Source organism: Franconibacter pulveris, assembly GCF_056780215.1.
On sequence record NZ_CM165555.1, the window covers coordinates 3,418,372 to 3,432,902 of the forward strand.

Annotated in this window: 17 protein-coding genes; 7 read left to right on the forward strand and 10 right to left on the reverse strand. The window is 56.9% G+C overall.

Going from position 1 to position 14,531, the window contains the following annotated elements:
• The first annotated feature begins 266 nt into the window (after window positions 1-266).
• From ptsH to ACU4F7_RS16160, 4 genes are all read left to right on the forward strand, one after another.
• Window positions 267-524 carry a phosphocarrier protein Hpr gene (gene ptsH / locus ACU4F7_RS16145; protein WP_000487600.1) on the forward strand — a complete coding sequence of 86 codons (258 nt, stop codon included), beginning with the start codon at window positions 267-269 and terminating at the stop codon, window positions 522-524.
• Window positions 525-567: 43 nt separating this feature from the next.
• A complete protein-coding gene (gene ptsI / locus ACU4F7_RS16150; RefSeq protein WP_481637344.1) occupies window positions 568-2,295 on the forward strand; it encodes a phosphoenolpyruvate-protein phosphotransferase PtsI in 1,728 nt (575 codons plus the stop codon).
• A 43-nt stretch (window positions 2,296-2,338) separates the two neighbouring features.
• Window positions 2,339-2,842, forward strand: a complete 504-nt coding sequence (gene crr, locus ACU4F7_RS16155; protein ID WP_024555239.1) for a PTS glucose transporter subunit IIA — start codon at window positions 2,339-2,341, stop codon at window positions 2,840-2,842.
• A 75-nt stretch (window positions 2,843-2,917) separates the two neighbouring features.
• A complete protein-coding gene (locus ACU4F7_RS16160; protein ID WP_481637345.1) occupies window positions 2,918-3,445 on the forward strand; it encodes a hypothetical protein in 528 nt (175 codons plus the stop codon).
• Between the two features lie 30 nt (window positions 3,446-3,475).
• On the opposite strand, the gene cysM is transcribed toward ACU4F7_RS16160, so the two are convergent.
• From cysM to ACU4F7_RS16200, 8 genes are all read right to left on the reverse strand, one after another.
• Window positions 3,476-4,387 carry a cysteine synthase CysM gene (cysM, locus tag ACU4F7_RS16165; RefSeq protein ID WP_024559073.1) on the reverse strand — a complete coding sequence of 304 codons (912 nt, stop codon included), beginning with the start codon at window positions 4,385-4,387 and terminating at the stop codon, window positions 3,476-3,478.
• 69 nt (window positions 4,388-4,456) lie between these two features.
• Window positions 4,457-5,542, reverse strand: coding sequence for a sulfate/thiosulfate ABC transporter ATP-binding protein CysA (cysA, locus tag ACU4F7_RS16170; protein ID WP_024559074.1), 1,086 nt, complete (start codon window positions 5,540-5,542; stop codon window positions 4,457-4,459).
• Window positions 5,532-6,407 (reverse strand): sulfate/thiosulfate ABC transporter permease CysW, encoded by an 876-nt coding sequence (gene cysW, locus ACU4F7_RS16175; RefSeq protein WP_481637346.1) that lies wholly within the window; start codon window positions 6,405-6,407, stop codon window positions 5,532-5,534. Before cysW ends, cysA begins: the two co-directional genes overlap by 11 nt.
• Entirely contained in the window at window positions 6,407-7,237 is an 831-nt protein-coding gene (gene cysT / locus ACU4F7_RS16180; RefSeq protein WP_024559076.1) for a sulfate/thiosulfate ABC transporter permease CysT, read from the reverse strand. Before cysT ends, cysW begins: the two co-directional genes overlap by 1 nt.
• Window positions 7,237-8,253: a sulfate ABC transporter substrate-binding protein gene (locus tag ACU4F7_RS16185; protein WP_029593535.1), complete on the reverse strand. Its 1,017-nt coding sequence runs from the start codon at window positions 8,251-8,253 to the stop codon at window positions 7,237-7,239. The genes cysT and ACU4F7_RS16185 overlap by 1 nt, the downstream gene beginning before the upstream one ends.
• Window positions 8,254-8,402: 149 nt before the next feature.
• On the reverse strand, window positions 8,403-9,302 hold the full coding sequence (locus tag ACU4F7_RS16190; RefSeq protein WP_029593536.1) for a Dyp-type peroxidase: 900 nt from the start codon (window positions 9,300-9,302) through the stop codon (window positions 8,403-8,405).
• Between the two features lie 92 nt (window positions 9,303-9,394).
• On the reverse strand, window positions 9,395-9,970 hold the full coding sequence (locus ACU4F7_RS16195; protein WP_481637347.1) for an RpoE-regulated lipoprotein: 576 nt from the start codon (window positions 9,968-9,970) through the stop codon (window positions 9,395-9,397).
• A gap of 61 nt (window positions 9,971-10,031) precedes the next feature.
• The gene (locus ACU4F7_RS16200) at window positions 10,032-10,469 is read right to left on the reverse strand and encodes a DUF2919 domain-containing protein (RefSeq protein WP_481637348.1); all 438 of its coding nucleotides are present in this window, start codon (window positions 10,467-10,469) and stop codon (window positions 10,032-10,034) included.
• 100 nt (window positions 10,470-10,569) lie between these two features.
• Between ACU4F7_RS16200 and ACU4F7_RS16205 the strand changes: the two genes are divergently transcribed.
• Complete coding sequence (locus tag ACU4F7_RS16205; RefSeq protein WP_029593539.1) at window positions 10,570-10,962, forward strand: YgiW/YdeI family stress tolerance OB fold protein; 393 nt, start codon at window positions 10,570-10,572, stop codon at window positions 10,960-10,962.
• A 33-nt stretch (window positions 10,963-10,995) separates the two neighbouring features.
• Here ACU4F7_RS16205 and ACU4F7_RS16210 read toward each other — a convergent pair whose 3' ends face one another.
• Window positions 10,996-11,421, reverse strand: a complete 426-nt coding sequence (locus ACU4F7_RS16210; RefSeq protein ID WP_024559082.1) for a GNAT family acetyltransferase — start codon at window positions 11,419-11,421, stop codon at window positions 10,996-10,998.
• A 213-nt stretch (window positions 11,422-11,634) separates the two neighbouring features.
• On the opposite strand from ACU4F7_RS16210, the gene amiA reads away from it, so the two are divergent.
• Window positions 11,635-12,507, forward strand: a complete 873-nt coding sequence (amiA, locus tag ACU4F7_RS16215; protein WP_029593540.1) for an N-acetylmuramoyl-L-alanine amidase AmiA — start codon at window positions 11,635-11,637, stop codon at window positions 12,505-12,507.
• Window positions 12,508-12,510: 3 nt separating this feature from the next.
• Window positions 12,511-13,413, forward strand: a complete 903-nt coding sequence (gene hemF, locus ACU4F7_RS16220) for an oxygen-dependent coproporphyrinogen oxidase (protein ID WP_029593541.1) — start codon at window positions 12,511-12,513, stop codon at window positions 13,411-13,413.
• Window positions 13,414-13,441: 28 nt separating this feature from the next.
• Here the strand turns inward: hemF and mtnA are convergent, their stop codons facing one another.
• Entirely contained in the window at window positions 13,442-14,461 is a 1,020-nt protein-coding gene (gene mtnA / locus ACU4F7_RS16225) for an S-methyl-5-thioribose-1-phosphate isomerase (RefSeq protein WP_481637349.1), read from the reverse strand.
• Window positions 14,462-14,531 lie beyond the last annotated feature (70 nt).

Genomic DNA, 14,531 nt, shown 5'->3' on the forward strand with positions numbered 1-14,531 from the left:
ATTATTTCGATGCGTGAAATTAATCATTGGCACCATTCGTGTTTGCTGAATCGATTTAATGATTTGGTTAAGCCGCTTTATTCGCGGCATAATGATTGATGACGAGCGAAACGCGTGCCGCATGGAATAGATGCCGTGCGATTTTCGTCGTTCTGGCATCCTGTGCTGCGTTCCGTTTACGTCGGCGCTAACAATACAGGCTAAAGTCTGGCCGCCAGGCTAGACTTTAGTTCCACAACACTAAACCTATAAGTTGGGGAAATACAATGTTCCAGCAAGAAGTTACCATTACCGCTCCGAACGGTCTGCATACCCGCCCTGCTGCTCAGTTTGTAAAAGAAGCGAAAGGCTTCACCTCTGAGATCACTGTGACTTCCAACGGCAAAAGCGCCAGCGCGAAAAGCCTGTTCAAGCTGCAAACTCTGGGTCTGACTCAGGGCACTGTTGTGACCATTTCTGCGGAAGGCGAAGATGAGCAGAAGGCAGTTGAACATCTGGTAAAACTGATGGCTGAACTCGAGTAAGTTCCGGGTTCTTTTCAAAATCAGTCACAAGTAAGGTAGGGTTATGATTTCAGGCATTTTAGCATCTCCGGGTATCGCCTTTGGCAAAGCACTGCTGCTGAAGGAAGATGAAATTGTCATCGACCGGAAAAAAATTTCTGCCGACAAGGTTGATCAGGAAGTTGAGCGTTTCCTGAGCGGGCGCGCTAAGGCTTCTTCTCAGCTGGAAGCGATCAAGGTGAAAGCCGGTGAGACTTTCGGTGAAGAAAAGGAAGCTATCTTCGAAGGCCACATCATGTTGCTGGAAGATGAAGAGCTGGAGCAGGAAATCATAGCCCTGATTAAGGATAAGCTCGTTACCGCGGACGCCGCGGCGCACGAGGTTATCGAAGGTCAGGCTACCGCGCTGGAAGAGCTTGACGACGAGTACCTGAAAGAGCGTGCGGCTGACGTGCGCGACATCGGCAAGCGTCTGCTGCGCAATATCCTTGGCCTCGCCATCATCGATTTAAGCGCGATTCAGGATGAAGTTATCCTGGTTGCCGCTGACCTGACCCCGTCGGAAACCGCACAGCTGAACCTGAAAAAGGTGCTCGGTTTTATCACCGACCTGGGCGGCCGCACTTCCCACACCTCTATCATGGCGCGCTCTCTTGAGCTGCCGGCAATTGTGGGCACTGGCAACGTTACCTCTCTGGTAAAAAACGACGATTACCTGATCCTCGATGCGGTTAACAACAAAGTTTACGTTAACCCGACTAACGAAGAGATCGAAACGCTGCGCAACACCCAGGCCCAGGTGGCTGAAGAGAAAGCCGAGCTCGCCAAACTGAAAGATCTGCCGGCTATCACGCTTGACGGCCATCAGGTTGAAGTTTGTGCCAACATCGGTACCGTGCGCGACGTCGCGGGCGCCGAGCGTAACGGCGCGGAAGGCGTAGGCCTCTATCGTACCGAATTTTTGTTCATGGACCGTGACTCGCTGCCGACTGAAGAAGAGCAGTTCCAGGCTTATAAAGCCGTGGCGGAAGCCTGCGGTTCTCAGGCGGTTATCGTGCGCACCATGGATATCGGCGGCGATAAAGAGCTGCCGTACATGAACTTCCCGAAAGAAGAGAACCCCTTCCTCGGCTGGCGCGCGATTCGTATCGCTATGGATCGTCAAGAGATCCTGCGTGACCAGCTGCGCGCCATTCTGCGCGCCTCCGCTTTCGGCAAACTGCGCATCATGTTCCCGATGATTATCTCTGTGGAAGAAGTGCGCGTACTGAAAAAAGCGATCGACGCGTTCAAACAAGAGCTGCGCGATGAAGGCAAAGCGTTTGACGAAACGATCGAAATTGGCGTGATGGTAGAAACCCCGGCGGCGGCGACCATCGCTCGTCACCTGGCGAAAGAGGTCGATTTCTTCAGTATCGGCACTAACGATTTGACGCAGTACACCCTGGCAGTTGACCGTGGTAATGATATGATTTCCCACCTCTACCAGCCGATGTCGCCGTCTGTGCTGAACCTGATTAAGCAAGTAATTGATGCATCTCATGCTGAAGGCAAGTGGACGGGCATGTGTGGTGAGCTTGCTGGCGATGAACGTGCTACACTTCTTTTGCTGGGGATGGGTCTGGATGAATTCAGTATGAGTGCCATTTCTATCCCGCGCATTAAGAAGATTATTCGTAACACGAACTTCGAAGATGCGAAGGTTTTAGCAGAGCAGGCTCTTGCTCAACCGACAACGGACGAGTTAATGACGCTGGTTAACAAGTTCATTGAAGAAAAAACAATCTGCTAATCCACGAGATGCGGCCCAAATTACTGCTTAGGAGAGAAGGCTAATGGGGTTATTTAGTAAGCTGTTCGGTGATAAAGGCAATAGCGACACCGGAACCATTGAGATCGTTGCTCCACTGTCCGGTGAAATCGTTAACATTGAAGACGTGCCGGATGTAGTGTTCGCAGAGAAGATTGTTGGTGATGGCATCGCTATCAAACCGACCGGCAACAAAATGGTTGCGCCGGTAGATGGCACCATTGGCAAAATCTTTGAAACCAACCATGCGTTCTCTATCGAATCCGATAGCGGCATTGAGCTGTTCGTTCACTTCGGTATCGACACCGTCGAACTGAAAGGCGAAGGCTTCAAGCGTCTCGCTGAAGAAGGCCAGCGTGTGAAGAAAGGCGACCCGGTTATCGAGTTCGACCTGCCGCTGCTGGAAGAAAAAGCGAAATCCACGCTGACGCCGGTCGTTATCTCCAATATGGATGAAATCAAAGAGTTGATCAAACTCTCTGGTAGCGTAACCGTGGGCGAAACGCCGGTTATCCGTATCAAGAAGTAAGACTGACTCCAATTCGAAAATGGCGCCGTAAGGCGCCATTTTTTTATCCTTCGGCCATTAACCGGACTCTGAACTATGCGCCGCTGGCGTTCTCTCTGGCTGTGCTTCATTGCCCTGCTGCTGCCCGCATCACCGCTTTATGCCGGTTCTCCCGGCCCTTACGTGCTGGCGTTTATCGACATTTCCGTCCCACCGCTCAATGACGGCCAGGCCCTTACCGCCGCGCTGCGTAAAGCGCCGTCAATAGCGGAAAGAGAAACCTGTTTTTTATGCGAGGAAAGCGCTCAGGTTGAGGTGCTCTATCTTTATCGTCTGCCGCCGGGTCTGTCAGCGGACGCGCTGCGCCTTGCCGTCAGAGGCGATAAAAATGCCCGTAACCGAATGCAGCAACAACTTGCGGCGTTTGCAGATAAAGATGGCTATCAAGTGGATGGGTTGCTTATTTACGAGCATCTTCAAGGCGTCGTCAGCATTTATGCGATGCCTGCTCTGCCGGGTAAAGCATTGCACAAGGTGAGTAGACCCGTTAAACGTTACCTTTCGCAGCAGAGCCTGGACAGGCTGCTTGAGGACGCGGCGGCGCAAATTCCCCGTGAAATCTGAATCGGCGGACGTTTGCGTCCGCCGCCACGGTTAAATTCCCGCGCCCTGGCTGTAGCTTTCTTCCCCGAATACGCCGGTCGAAAGGTAGCGGTCGCCGCGATCGCAGATAATCGCCACCACTACCGCGCCTGGGTTTGCCTGCGCGACGCGCAACGCGCCCGCTACCGCCCCGCCGGAACTCACGCCGCAGAATAGTCCCTCTTTACGCGCCAGCTCGCGGGTGGTGTTTTCCGCATCAAGCTGGCTGATATCCAGCACCTCATCCACCAGCGACGCGTTGAAAATGCCCGGCAGATATTGCTGGGGCCAGCGGCGAATTCCCGGAATGCTGCTGCCTTCTTCCGGCTGCAGGCCGACAATCGTCACCTTTTTCGCCTGTTCGCGCAGAAAGCGGCTCACGCCCGTAATGGTGCCCGTTGTCCCCATGCTGGAAACAAAGTGCGTAATGCGCCCTTCGGTTTGCCGCCAGATTTCAGGACCCGTGGTGGTGTAATGCGCGTAAGGGTTATCAGGGTTATTAAACTGGTCCAGCACCTTACCTTCGCCACGTTCGCCCATCTCTTTCGCCAGATCGCGTGCGCCTTCCATCCCCTGCTCGCGGCTTACCAGAATCAGCTCCGCGCCGTAAGCCTGCATCGCTGCCTTGCGCTCCATGCTCATGTTGTCCGGCATAAGCAGCTTCATGCGGTAGCCTTTCAGGGCCGCTATCATCGCCAGCGCGATACCGGTATTGCCGCTGGTCGCCTCAATCAGCACGTCGCCGGGCTTAATCTCGCCACGCTTTTCCGCTTCGGTAATCATCGAGAGCGCGGCGCGGTCTTTCACCGAACCCGCCGGGTTATTACCTTCGAGCTTGACCCAAATTTCGGCGCCGTTGGTCAGCCCGGTCCGCTGCAGCCGCACCAGAGGCGTATTGCCGATAGTCTGTTCTAATGTGTTCACGTCAGTCTGTCCAAAGCATAAAAAAAGCGGCCACGGGGCCGCTTGCTCGTCGTGTAGGACGTTAACCTATCAGGCCGTCTCAGCCAGAGCAACACTCTGGATCCGCTCATCGCCGTTGTAAAGACGGGCGTGCTGCAGGCCCACATACAGACGCTCGCCGCGGTGCGGCACATAGTCTTCGCGCAGCACGACCGTTAGCGGTTCGTCATACCAGCCAAGCGGCTGCACGACCAGTTGCATATAGTGCCCCTTCGGACTCACTTCCAGCACCTGCACCGGGAGCGGCGAATCAAGGCTGGTGCGGCGGCTGACATCCACTTCCCACGGACGCAGGAACAGGTCAACCGGCCCCTGGTGCGCAGGAGAAAAACCGAGCGGCCAGCGGTGCGCGCCAACGTGGAACTGGCTGCCGCGCACGGTGCCCTTCAGGCGGTTAACTTCGCCAAGGAACTCCAGCACGAAGCGCGTGGCGGGCTCTCGCCACACCTGCTCCGGCGCATCAGCCTGTTCGATATGGCCCTGGCTCATCACCACCACGCGGTCGGCCACTTCCATCGCCTCTTCCTGATCGTGGGTAACGAAAACGCTGGTGAATTTTAACTCTTCGTGCAGCTCGCGCAGCCAGCGGCGCAGCTCTTTACGCACCTGGGCGTCCAGTGCGCCGAAAGGCTCGTCGAGCAGCAGGATTTGCGGCTCCACCGCCAGCGCGCGAGCCAACGCCACGCGCTGTTTCTGGCCGCCGGAAAGCTGCGCCGGATAGCGGTCCGCCAGATGAGAAAGCTGCACCATCTCAAGCAGCTGCGTCACTTTTTGTTTGATAGCCGCCGCGTTCGGGCGCTCGCGCCTTGGCAGTACGGTCAGGCCGAACGCAATATTGTCGAATACCGACATATGGCGAAACAGCGCATAGTGCTGAAACACAAACCCCACCTTACGGTCGCGGGCATGCAGGCGGCTCACGTCGGTGCCGTGAAAGCGAATGCGCCCGCTGGTCTGGTGCTCAAGCCCGGCGATAATACGCAGCAGCGTCGTTTTACCGGAGCCGGAAGGCCCCAGCAGCGCCACCATCTGGCCGGAAGGGATATCCAGTGAGATATCATTCAGCACCTGGGTGCGACCAAAAGACTTCTTAATATTGGCAATCTCAATGCTCATGATTTCCCTCCTGTTGCCCGCGTTTTTCCTGATTATTCAGGCGCCACTGCAACGCACTCTTTAAAAACAGGGTCAAAATAGCCATTAACGTCAGCAGGGCGGCGGCGGTAAACGAACCCACCGCGTTGTAATCCTGCTGCAGTAATTCAATCTGTAAAGGCAGCGAAAGCGTTTCGCCGCGAATGGAGCCGGATACCACCGACACCGCGCCAAACTCGCCGATGGCGCGCGCGTTAGTCAGCACCACGCCATACAGCAACGCCCAACGGATATTCGGCAGCGTTACGCGGCGAAACATCTGCCAGCCGGACGCGCCAAGCAAAATAGCCGCTTCATCTTCCTGGCTACCCTGGCTCAGCATGACCGGCACCAGCTCGCGCACCACAAACGGACAGGTGACGAAGATAGTCACCAGCACCATGCCCGGCCAGGCGAACATAATCTGCATATCATGTTCATCCAGCCAGCCGCCGAGCGGGCCGTTAGAGCCGTAAAAGAGCAGATACACCAGGCCCGCTACCACCGGCGAGACGGCAAACGGAATATCAAGCAGCGTCAGCAATAATTGACGGCCGCGAAAGTCAAAGCGCGTCACCAGCCAGGCGAGCAAAGTACCGAATACCAGGTTAACCGGCACCGTGATAAGCGCAATCAACACGGTCAGCCAGATGGCGTGCAGCATGTCCGGGTCGGCGATGTTTTCCAGCACTGGCATCAGCCCCTGCGAAAAAGCCTGCGCAAAGATAGAAATCATCGGCACCAGCAGGATCAGGCAGGAAACCAGCACGCCCGTGCCGATAAGCAACCATTTGCCCCAGTTCACGCCGGGGCGATCGTAATTTTTCACTTCAGTAACTTCAGCCATTAATGACCTACCACGCGCCGGCCAAAGCGGCTTTGCAGAGTGTTAATGCCAAACAGCAGCAACAGCGAAGCGGCGAGGATCACTGAAGCGATAGCGCTGGCCGCCGGGTAATCAAACTCCTGCAACCGTACGAAAATCATCAGCGAGGTAACCTCGGTCTTCCAGGCGATGTTGCCGGCGATAAAAATCACCGCGCCGAACTCGCCAAGGCTGCGGGTAAACGAGAGCGCCACACCCGCCATCAGCGCCGGAGAAAGCTCCGGCAGCACCACTTTACGAAAGCTCTGCCAGCGGGTGGCGCCGAGCGTCTGCGCGGCTTCTTCGTATTCCGGGCCTAACTCTTCCAGTACAGGCTGCACGGTGCGCACGACAAAGGGAATGCTGGTGAACGCCATCGCTACGGCGATGCCAAGCCAGGTATACGTCACTTTAATGTCGAACTGCGCCAGCCATTCGCCGTAAAGCCCGTTCACGGAGAAAAGCGAAGCGAGGGTCAGGCCCGCCACCGCCGTCGGCAGGGCGAAAGGCAAGTCCATCAGCGCATCCAGCAGCGTACGGCCAGGAAACTGATAGCGGGTTAAGATCCACGCCATCAACAACCCAAATACGCCATTAAATACCGAGGCCACCGCCGCGGAGAGCAGCGTCACTTTATACGCCGCCACTACCTGCGGGTTGGTAATCACTTCCCAGTACTGCTCCCAGCTCATCTGGGCGAGCTGCATCACCAGCGCGCTAAGCGGCAACAGAAGAATCAGACAAACAAACAACAGGCTGGTGCCAAGGCTTAAGGTAAAGCCCGGCAACACACGCTTAGAGACTGCAAACATTACTTACGCCCCGCCGCGACCAGCCGGTCAAATTCGCCGCCGCTGTTGAAGTGGGTTTTCATCGCTTCCGGCCAGCCGCCGAATTTATCCTCTACGCGGAAAAGGTCGGTCTGCGGGAATTTATCCTTCAGCTTGTCCATCACTGCCGGGTTGTTCACGCGGTAGTAATAGTTGGTGATGATCTGCTGCGCCGTCGGGCTATAGAGATAGTTCAGATAAGCCTTCGCCGCCTTCTCGGTGCCGTTGGCTTTGACGTTTTTATCAATCCACGCCACCGGGAACTCCGCCAGGATATTGACCTTCGGCACGACGACCTCGTAACCCTCTTTTTCGTACTGATTGCGGATGTTGTTCACTTCCGACTCAAAGCTAATCAGTACGTCGCCCAGGCCACGTTCAACGAAGGTGGTGGTCGCGCCGCGACCGCCGGTATCAAACACTTCAACGTTTTTCAAAAACTGCGTCATGAACTGTTCGGTTTTGGCTTTATCGCCGCCGTCGGCTTTGTCCGCCGCGCCCCAGGCAGCTAAGTAGGTGTAACGGGCGTTACCGGAGGTTTTCGGGTTCGGGAAAATGAGCTTCACGTCCGGGCGCACCAGGTCGCTCCAGTCGTGGATATTCTTCGGGTTGCCCTTACGCACCAGGAAAGCCATGGTGGAATAGAACGGCGAGCTGTTATTGGGCAAACGGTTTTGCCAGTCGGCCGGGATGAGCTTGCCTTTATCATGCAGGATCTGAACGTCGGTCACCTGGTTATAAGTTACAACGTCTGCTTTTAAGCCCTGCAAAATGGCCAGCGCCTGCTTGGATGAGCCTGCGTGCGACTGCTTTATAGTCAGCTTGTCGCCGTTATTCTCTTTGGCCCACTGCTGCGCAAAAGGCGGGTTAAGGGCGGCAAAAAGCTCGCGGGAAACGTCGTAAGAGCTGTTCAACAGCTCGGTTGCCTGAGCGTGTCCTGCCATTAACAGAGAGATGGCGATTGCGCTCCATGCTTTTCTAGTGATTTTAACGGCCATTGCGCACCCTTATAAATGTGATGACGATCAGGCATCAGTTTATTTATAACGGGCGTTAAAGCTGTAACGCTTTTATATACCGTTTAGCGATTTGCAATTGCGAAAGGATATAAGCCAGCGGCGCGACGGAAAGCCGCGCCGCGAGGGGGTTAAAGCGTGAAAAGGCGCTCAAGAGAGGGGGCGAAATAGTAGCCGCCGGTAACCGGCTTTGTGAAGCGCAGCATGGCGTCGCGCTTGCCGTCTTTATCGCCGAACATGCTCAGCAACTGCTGTTCAATGTTATAAAGACGCGCGCAGTAAGCGCAGAAGTACAGACCGTGCACGCCGCTTGCCGTGCCGTAAGGCAGGCTCTGGCGCACAATTTTCAAGCCCTTGCCCTCTTCTTTGAGATCAACGCGAGTCAGATGGGACGTGACCGGGCGCTCATCGCCGTCAATCTCTTCGTTCGCCGCTTTGGTACGGCCAATCATCATTTCCTGATCCGGCACGCTCATGCGGTTAAGCTGCTTCAGGTTATGCTCCCAGCGCTGCACGAAGACATAGCTGCCGCCCGCGTCCACGCCGTCGTTGATCACCGCAACGGCGCGACGCGTCTCTTCGCCAGCCGGGTTCTCGGTGCCATCGACAAAGCCGCTCAGGTCACGCTCTTCCACCCAGCGGAAGCCGTGCGTCTCTTCTTCAACGCTAAGCGTGTCGCCAAAGGCGGCCAGCGCGGCCTGAGCGACGGAAAAGTTCACGTCATGGCGCAGAGAAAGGATGTGTATCAACACGTCGTGCTGGGTGGCGGGTGCCAGTCCTTTACCAAGCGGGGTAAAGTTTTTCAGCTCCTGCGCCCCTACCCCGCCGCTTAATTCACACCAGAGGTCATGACCGAAGCCGATAACCACCCCAAGGCTGGCTTCCGGAAACTGTGCCTGAAAGGTCGCGATTTTATCAGCGAATGCTTTACAGCCCTGACGCAGCGCGTCGCGATCGCCCTGCGCTTTCGCTTCCAGCCAAATGGCGGCGCGGCAATGTTCCGGCAAAATGCCGCTTTGAACCTGAGACATCTCTCCTCCAGCAAAAACGATGCCACGAAGGTGGCATGAATCGGGCTATTGTACCCGATTTTTTTGCCGGCGCGTTGCGCTAAAACAAGCCGTTAACGGCGCCAGACTATCTTGTGCAGCGTCCATTTCTTGAGCGCATCGTCAGAGGGCATTAACCCTTCAGGACCGCGCCATTCGCCGGTAAAAACGTAGCTGACATGATGACTGCCGGGCGCCTGACACTCCACGCCGTCGCTGTCGTCATCCAGCGCTTTTTTACAGGCGCCATACGCTTTGTCATACAGATCGCTAAAAGGCGTGCCAATCTTAACGCCGCTGTCGGTCTCAATATCGTTATCCAGCACATCGATACGGCTGACTTTGTCGTTTTCGCCGTTAACCACTACGGCAAGCTTGTCATCCTTCAGCGCTTCGAAATAGCGCACCACCGCGCCGCCCTGCGTTTTCATCCCGCTGCGCAAGCGATAATCATCGCCCAGCGCGTCGGCGATCGCCTCTTCTTTCAGCGGCGTGTCGGCAGTGATATCCCCTAAACCGTTTTCGGTCACTTCAAGCGACGAGCCAAACCAGTTCCACGGCGCGGCGGCGGACCAGTGTACGTTCGATAGCGTAGAACAGCCCGTCAACACGAGCGGCAGACCGCAGAGCAGCAAACGCAGGTTTTTCATTTTCTATCCCTTTCTTAAGCATTATCGCTTGTTGGAACCTGTAAACCGAAAAAAGTGCCGGTTAATCTGTATCGGGCGTAAAGCAGGCGCGCAACCGGGCATTAAACCCAAGCCACCAGAGCGCGAAGAGGTCGGCGGCCAGCAGAATCACCGCCGCCGCGCCCTGCCCTTCATTGCTCGCCAGCATAAACAGCTGTGAGGTTAGCAGCCAGCCCTGGGTAACGATAAGCACCCAGCGCCAGGCGCGCCATAGCCGTGGGAAGCGCTCCCGCCGCCCGCTTAGCAGAAAAGCCAGCGCCGCCGGTACACCGGTCAGCAAGCCGAGCCAGAAGGCGGCGCGGTCCGGGTAAAAGAGCGCGAGCAGCGCTTCTCCTTGCTCCCGCGATGCGCCCGCCAGCACAAACAGCGCCCAGGTGCGCGCCTGCAACAGCAGCACGACCCAGAACAGCGCGGGCAGCTTCAACAGCCCTTTACTGTCGTAGTCGGAAGGTAAAAACATGTATAAATTCCGGGATTCGCCGTCATAAAAGGCAGAATTATGTCACCCTGTAAGGGTGCGAAGAAAGCGCTTCGCACCAGATAAACAAAAGGAGATTGAGATGAAAAAACGTAGCATTGCGTTGTTATTTGCAACGGCCGCGCTGACGGCGGCGCCAGCTATCGCCCAGAAAGGGGGATTCAGCGGCCCGGATAACACCACCGCCGCCGCGAAAGGCGGCTTCGTTGGACCGGATGCGGCCAGCACGACGGTGGAACAGGCGAAAAGCCTGCGCGATGACGCCTGGGTGGCGCTGGAAGGCAACATCGTGCGTAAGATTGGCAAAGAGCTTTATGAGTTCCGCGACGCAAGCGGCTCTGTCAATGTGGAAATTGACGACCACGTCTGGAATGGCGTCACCATCACCCCGAACGACAAGGTGCGTATCGAGGGGGAAGTGGATAAAGACTGGAACTCCGTTGAAATCGACGTGAAAAAAGTGACCAAAGGCTAAGCGCTTTTCACCCGGCCCTGCGCCGGGTGACCATTAATATTCCTGGTCTTCAATTAGCCGCTTGCCAAGGCTTATCACATCCTGGTGTTCATAACCCAGACGCTCATACATGCCCAGCACCACGTCGTTATCCTCGCGGATCTGAATATTGATTTTCGGGCAGCCGCGGGCGATGAGTTTTTTCTCAAGACGGCTTAATAACGCGTTGGCGATGCCGCGCCCGCGAAACTCCGGGTGTACGCCCAGGTAGTACGCCGAGCCGCGATGCCCGTCGTAGCCGCCCATTACCGAGCCCACCACCTCGCCGTTCACCTCGGCGACCAGGAACAGATCGGGGTCGTGGTTCAGCTTGCGCTCAATGTCCATTTCCGGATCGTTCCAGGGGCGCAGCAGGTCGCAACGCTCCCAGAGGGTAATGACCTCTTCGAAATCTGGCTGGCGAAAAACACGTATCTCCATGGTATTACCCATCTTTTGCGCAATAAAAACAGTGATTATGGCGCTATCTGTTGCAATAGCCAATATCCCCGGCAAAACTTCGCGAAAAATGGCATACTACCCTTTCGCCTCGCCTTGAAATGAAAAGTAAAACTTTTCCCGCTACGGAATGTCGTCCCCTGAAGAGCGATACGCTATAACACTGCGGGACCATAAAAACAGAAGTCAGGACGCATGAGCACTATTAAGCCATTAAAAAAACTCACATCGCGCCGTCAGCTGCTGCTTACGGGCCTCGCAGCCCTGACGGTTACCGGCATTAACAAAGCCCTTGCTAAAGAAGAGAAACCGCTCGCCACCAGCACCAGCCACAGCAAGCCGAAAGCCAAAAAAGCGGGCGCGAAGCGCATGGTGATGCTCGACCCGGGCCACGGCGGCATCGATACCGGCGCTATTGGCCATAACGGCTCAAAAGAGAAACACGTGGTGCTGGCGATTGCCAAAAAAGTGCGCGCTATTCTGCGCGCGCAAGGCATCGACGCCCGCCTTACCCGCAGCGACGACACCTTTATTCCGCTCTATGACCGGGTGGAGATAGCCCACCAGCACGGCGCGGATCTCTTTATGTCGATTCACGCCGATGGTTTCACCAGCCCCACCGCCGCAGGCGCGTCGGTTTTTGCGCTCTCTAACCGCGGGGCGAGTAGCGCCATGGCGAAATACCTCTCCGATCGCGAAAACGCCGCCGACGACGTGGCGGGCAGCAAGGTAAAAAATAAAGATCACTATCTGCAACAGGTGCTGTTCGACCTGGTGCAGACCGATACCATTAAAAACAGCCTTACGCTCGGCTCGCACATCCTGCGCCAGATTAAACCGGTGCATCGCCTGCACAGCCGGTCGACCGAACAGGCGGCGTTTGTGGTGCTCAAGTCGCCTTCTATCCCTTCCGTGCTGGTAGAAACCTCTTTTATTACCAATCCGGAAGAGGAAAAGCTGCTCGGCACCAATGCATTTCGCCAGAAAATCGCTACCGCTATCGCCAACGGCGTCATCAGCTATTTCAACTGGTTCGATAATCACAAAGCCCATTCAAAGCGAGGCTAACCGATGCAACCGGACATTCAGTTAGTGAAAACGTTCCTGCTCGATTTGCAGGACCGCATCTGCCAGCAGCTGGCGGCTATCGACGGCGCCGCGTTTGTTGAAGACGCCTGGCAGCGCGAGGGGGGCGGCGGCGGTCGCAGCCGCGTTCTGCGCGAAGGAAAGGTGTTCGAACAGGCGGGCGTTAACTTTTCGCACGTTCATGGCGATGCGATGCCCGCCTCCGCCACCGCGCACCGCCCGGAGCTGGCCGGGCGCAGCTTCGAGGCGATGGGCGTTTCGCTGGTCGTGCATCCCCGCAACCCTTACGTGCCGACAAGCCACGCCAACGTGCGCTTTTTTATCGCCGAGAAGCCGGGCGCCGACCCGGTCTGGTGGTTTGGCGGCGGCTTTGACTTAACGCCCTTTTACGGTTTTGAAGAAGACGCCGTGCACTGGCACCGAACGGCGCGTAATCTCTGCCAGCCTTTTGGCGAAGAGGTTTACCCGCGTTACAAAAAGTGGTGCGACGATTATTTCTTTCTTAAGCACCGCAACGAGCAGCGCGGCATTGGCGGCCTGTTCTTTGATGACCTCAATACGCCTGACTTCGACCACGCCTTTCGCTTTATGCAGGCGGTGGGCAACGGCTATCTGGACGCTTACCTGCCTATCGTCGAACGTCGCAAGGCGCAACCCTGGGGCGAACGCGAACGCGACTTCCAGCTCTACCGCCGCGGGCGCTATGTGGAGTTTAATCTGGTGTGGGATCGCGGCACGCTGTTTGGCCTGCAAACCGGCGGGCGCACCGAATCTATCTTGATGTCGATGCCGCCGCTGGTGCGCTGGGAGTACAACTACCAGCCTGAAGAGGGCAGCCCGGAAGCGGCCCTCTACCGCGATTTCCTGCCGGTTCGCGAGTGGGTATAACTACCGCGGCGCCCCTGAAAAGGCGCCGTTATTTTTTGAATCGTCCGTTCGCCACGTCATCCGGCGTTACGACGCCGCTGTCCAGCACCCAGCCGCTAATCAGCGCCGCTGGCGTAACGTCAAACGCCGGGTTGTAAACCCGCGCATTTTCCGGCGCCCACTGCACCGCGCCGAAACTGCCCGCCACGCCCGTCACCTCGGCTGGCGCCCGTTGCTCAATGGGGATAGCCGCGCCGTTCGGACAATCCGGGTCAAGCGTGGTCTGCGGCGCGGCAACATAAAACGGAATATGATGAAACTTCGCCAGCACCGCGAGGCTGTAAGTGCCGATTTTATTCGCCACGTCGCCATTGGCGGCGATACGGTCCGCGCCCACCCAGATAGCGTCCACCTGCCCCTGCGCCATCAGGCTCGCCGCCATCGAGTCGGTAATCAGCTGATAAGGGATGCCGAGCTCGCCAAGCTCCCACGCCGTTAAGCGACCGCCCTGCAACAAAGGTCGGGTTTCATCCACCCAGACGTTGGCGACCTTACCTTCATCAAACGCCTGCGCGATAACGCCAAGCGCAGTGCCCACGCCCGCTGTCGCCAGCCCGCCGGTATTGCAGTGGGTGAGCAGGCGGCTGCCTGGCTTCACAAGCTGGCTGCCCGCCCGGGCGATGCGGTCGCACAGTTCGCGGTCTTCCTGCACCAGGCGAACCGCTTCGGCTTCCAGCGCGGCGGCGACGTTCTCCTGCGCAAGCGCCTGCTTCATGCGGTCGAGGTTATTCATCAGATTAACCGCCGTGGGCCGCGCGGCGCGCAGCGTTTCGAGGGCATGGGTCAGTTCGTTCCGGCTCAGGCCGCGTTCGCCCAGCAGCGCCAGCAGCAGGCTTGCCGACAGGCCAATCAGCGGCGCGCCGCGCACCCGCAGCGCATGAATATGGCCGACCAGCGCCTCTACGCTGTCGGCGGGCAGCCAGTTTTTCTGCTGCGGCAGCGCCTGCTGGTCGAGGATCCAGAGCTTATTGTCCACCACCCGCAGGCTGGTTGTCTGAAGTGTCTGCATGAGTTAAATCCCTGTTGCGTTATTGTGGCGTATTGTGTCAGGATGCGGAACGGATGTATAGACGTCTGAA

Coding starts and splice junctions, on each gene's coding strand:
- ptsH (WP_000487600.1), top strand. CDS start 267: ATGTTCCAGCAAGAAGTTACCATTACCGCTCCGAACGGTCTGCATACC.
- ptsI (WP_481637344.1), top strand. CDS start 568: ATGATTTCAGGCATTTTAGCATCTCCGGGTATCGCCTTTGGCAAAGCA.
- crr (WP_024555239.1), top strand. CDS start 2,339: ATGGGGTTATTTAGTAAGCTGTTCGGTGATAAAGGCAATAGCGACACC.
- ACU4F7_RS16160 (WP_481637345.1), top strand. CDS start 2,918: ATGCGCCGCTGGCGTTCTCTCTGGCTGTGCTTCATTGCCCTGCTGCTG.
- cysA (WP_024559074.1), bottom strand. CDS start 5,542: ATGAGCATTGAGATTGCCAATATTAAGAAGTCTTTTGGTCGCACCCAG.
- cysW (WP_481637346.1), bottom strand. CDS start 6,407: ATGGCTGAAGTTACTGAAGTGAAAAATTACGATCGCCCCGGCGTGAAC.
- cysT (WP_024559076.1), bottom strand. CDS start 7,237: ATGTTTGCAGTCTCTAAGCGTGTGTTGCCGGGCTTTACCTTAAGCCTT.
- ACU4F7_RS16185 (WP_029593535.1), bottom strand. CDS start 8,253: ATGGCCGTTAAAATCACTAGAAAAGCATGGAGCGCAATCGCCATCTCT.
- ACU4F7_RS16190 (WP_029593536.1), bottom strand. CDS start 9,302: ATGTCTCAGGTTCAAAGCGGCATTTTGCCGGAACATTGCCGCGCCGCC.
- ACU4F7_RS16195 (WP_481637347.1), bottom strand. CDS start 9,970: ATGAAAAACCTGCGTTTGCTGCTCTGCGGTCTGCCGCTCGTGTTGACG.
- ACU4F7_RS16200 (WP_481637348.1), bottom strand. CDS start 10,469: ATGTTTTTACCTTCCGACTACGACAGTAAAGGGCTGTTGAAGCTGCCC.
- ACU4F7_RS16205 (WP_029593539.1), top strand. CDS start 10,570: ATGAAAAAACGTAGCATTGCGTTGTTATTTGCAACGGCCGCGCTGACG.
- ACU4F7_RS16210 (WP_024559082.1), bottom strand. CDS start 11,421: ATGGAGATACGTGTTTTTCGCCAGCCAGATTTCGAAGAGGTCATTACC.
- amiA (WP_029593540.1), top strand. CDS start 11,635: ATGAGCACTATTAAGCCATTAAAAAAACTCACATCGCGCCGTCAGCTG.
- hemF (WP_029593541.1), top strand. CDS start 12,511: ATGCAACCGGACATTCAGTTAGTGAAAACGTTCCTGCTCGATTTGCAG.
- mtnA (WP_481637349.1), bottom strand. CDS start 14,461: ATGCAGACACTTCAGACAACCAGCCTGCGGGTGGTGGACAATAAGCTC.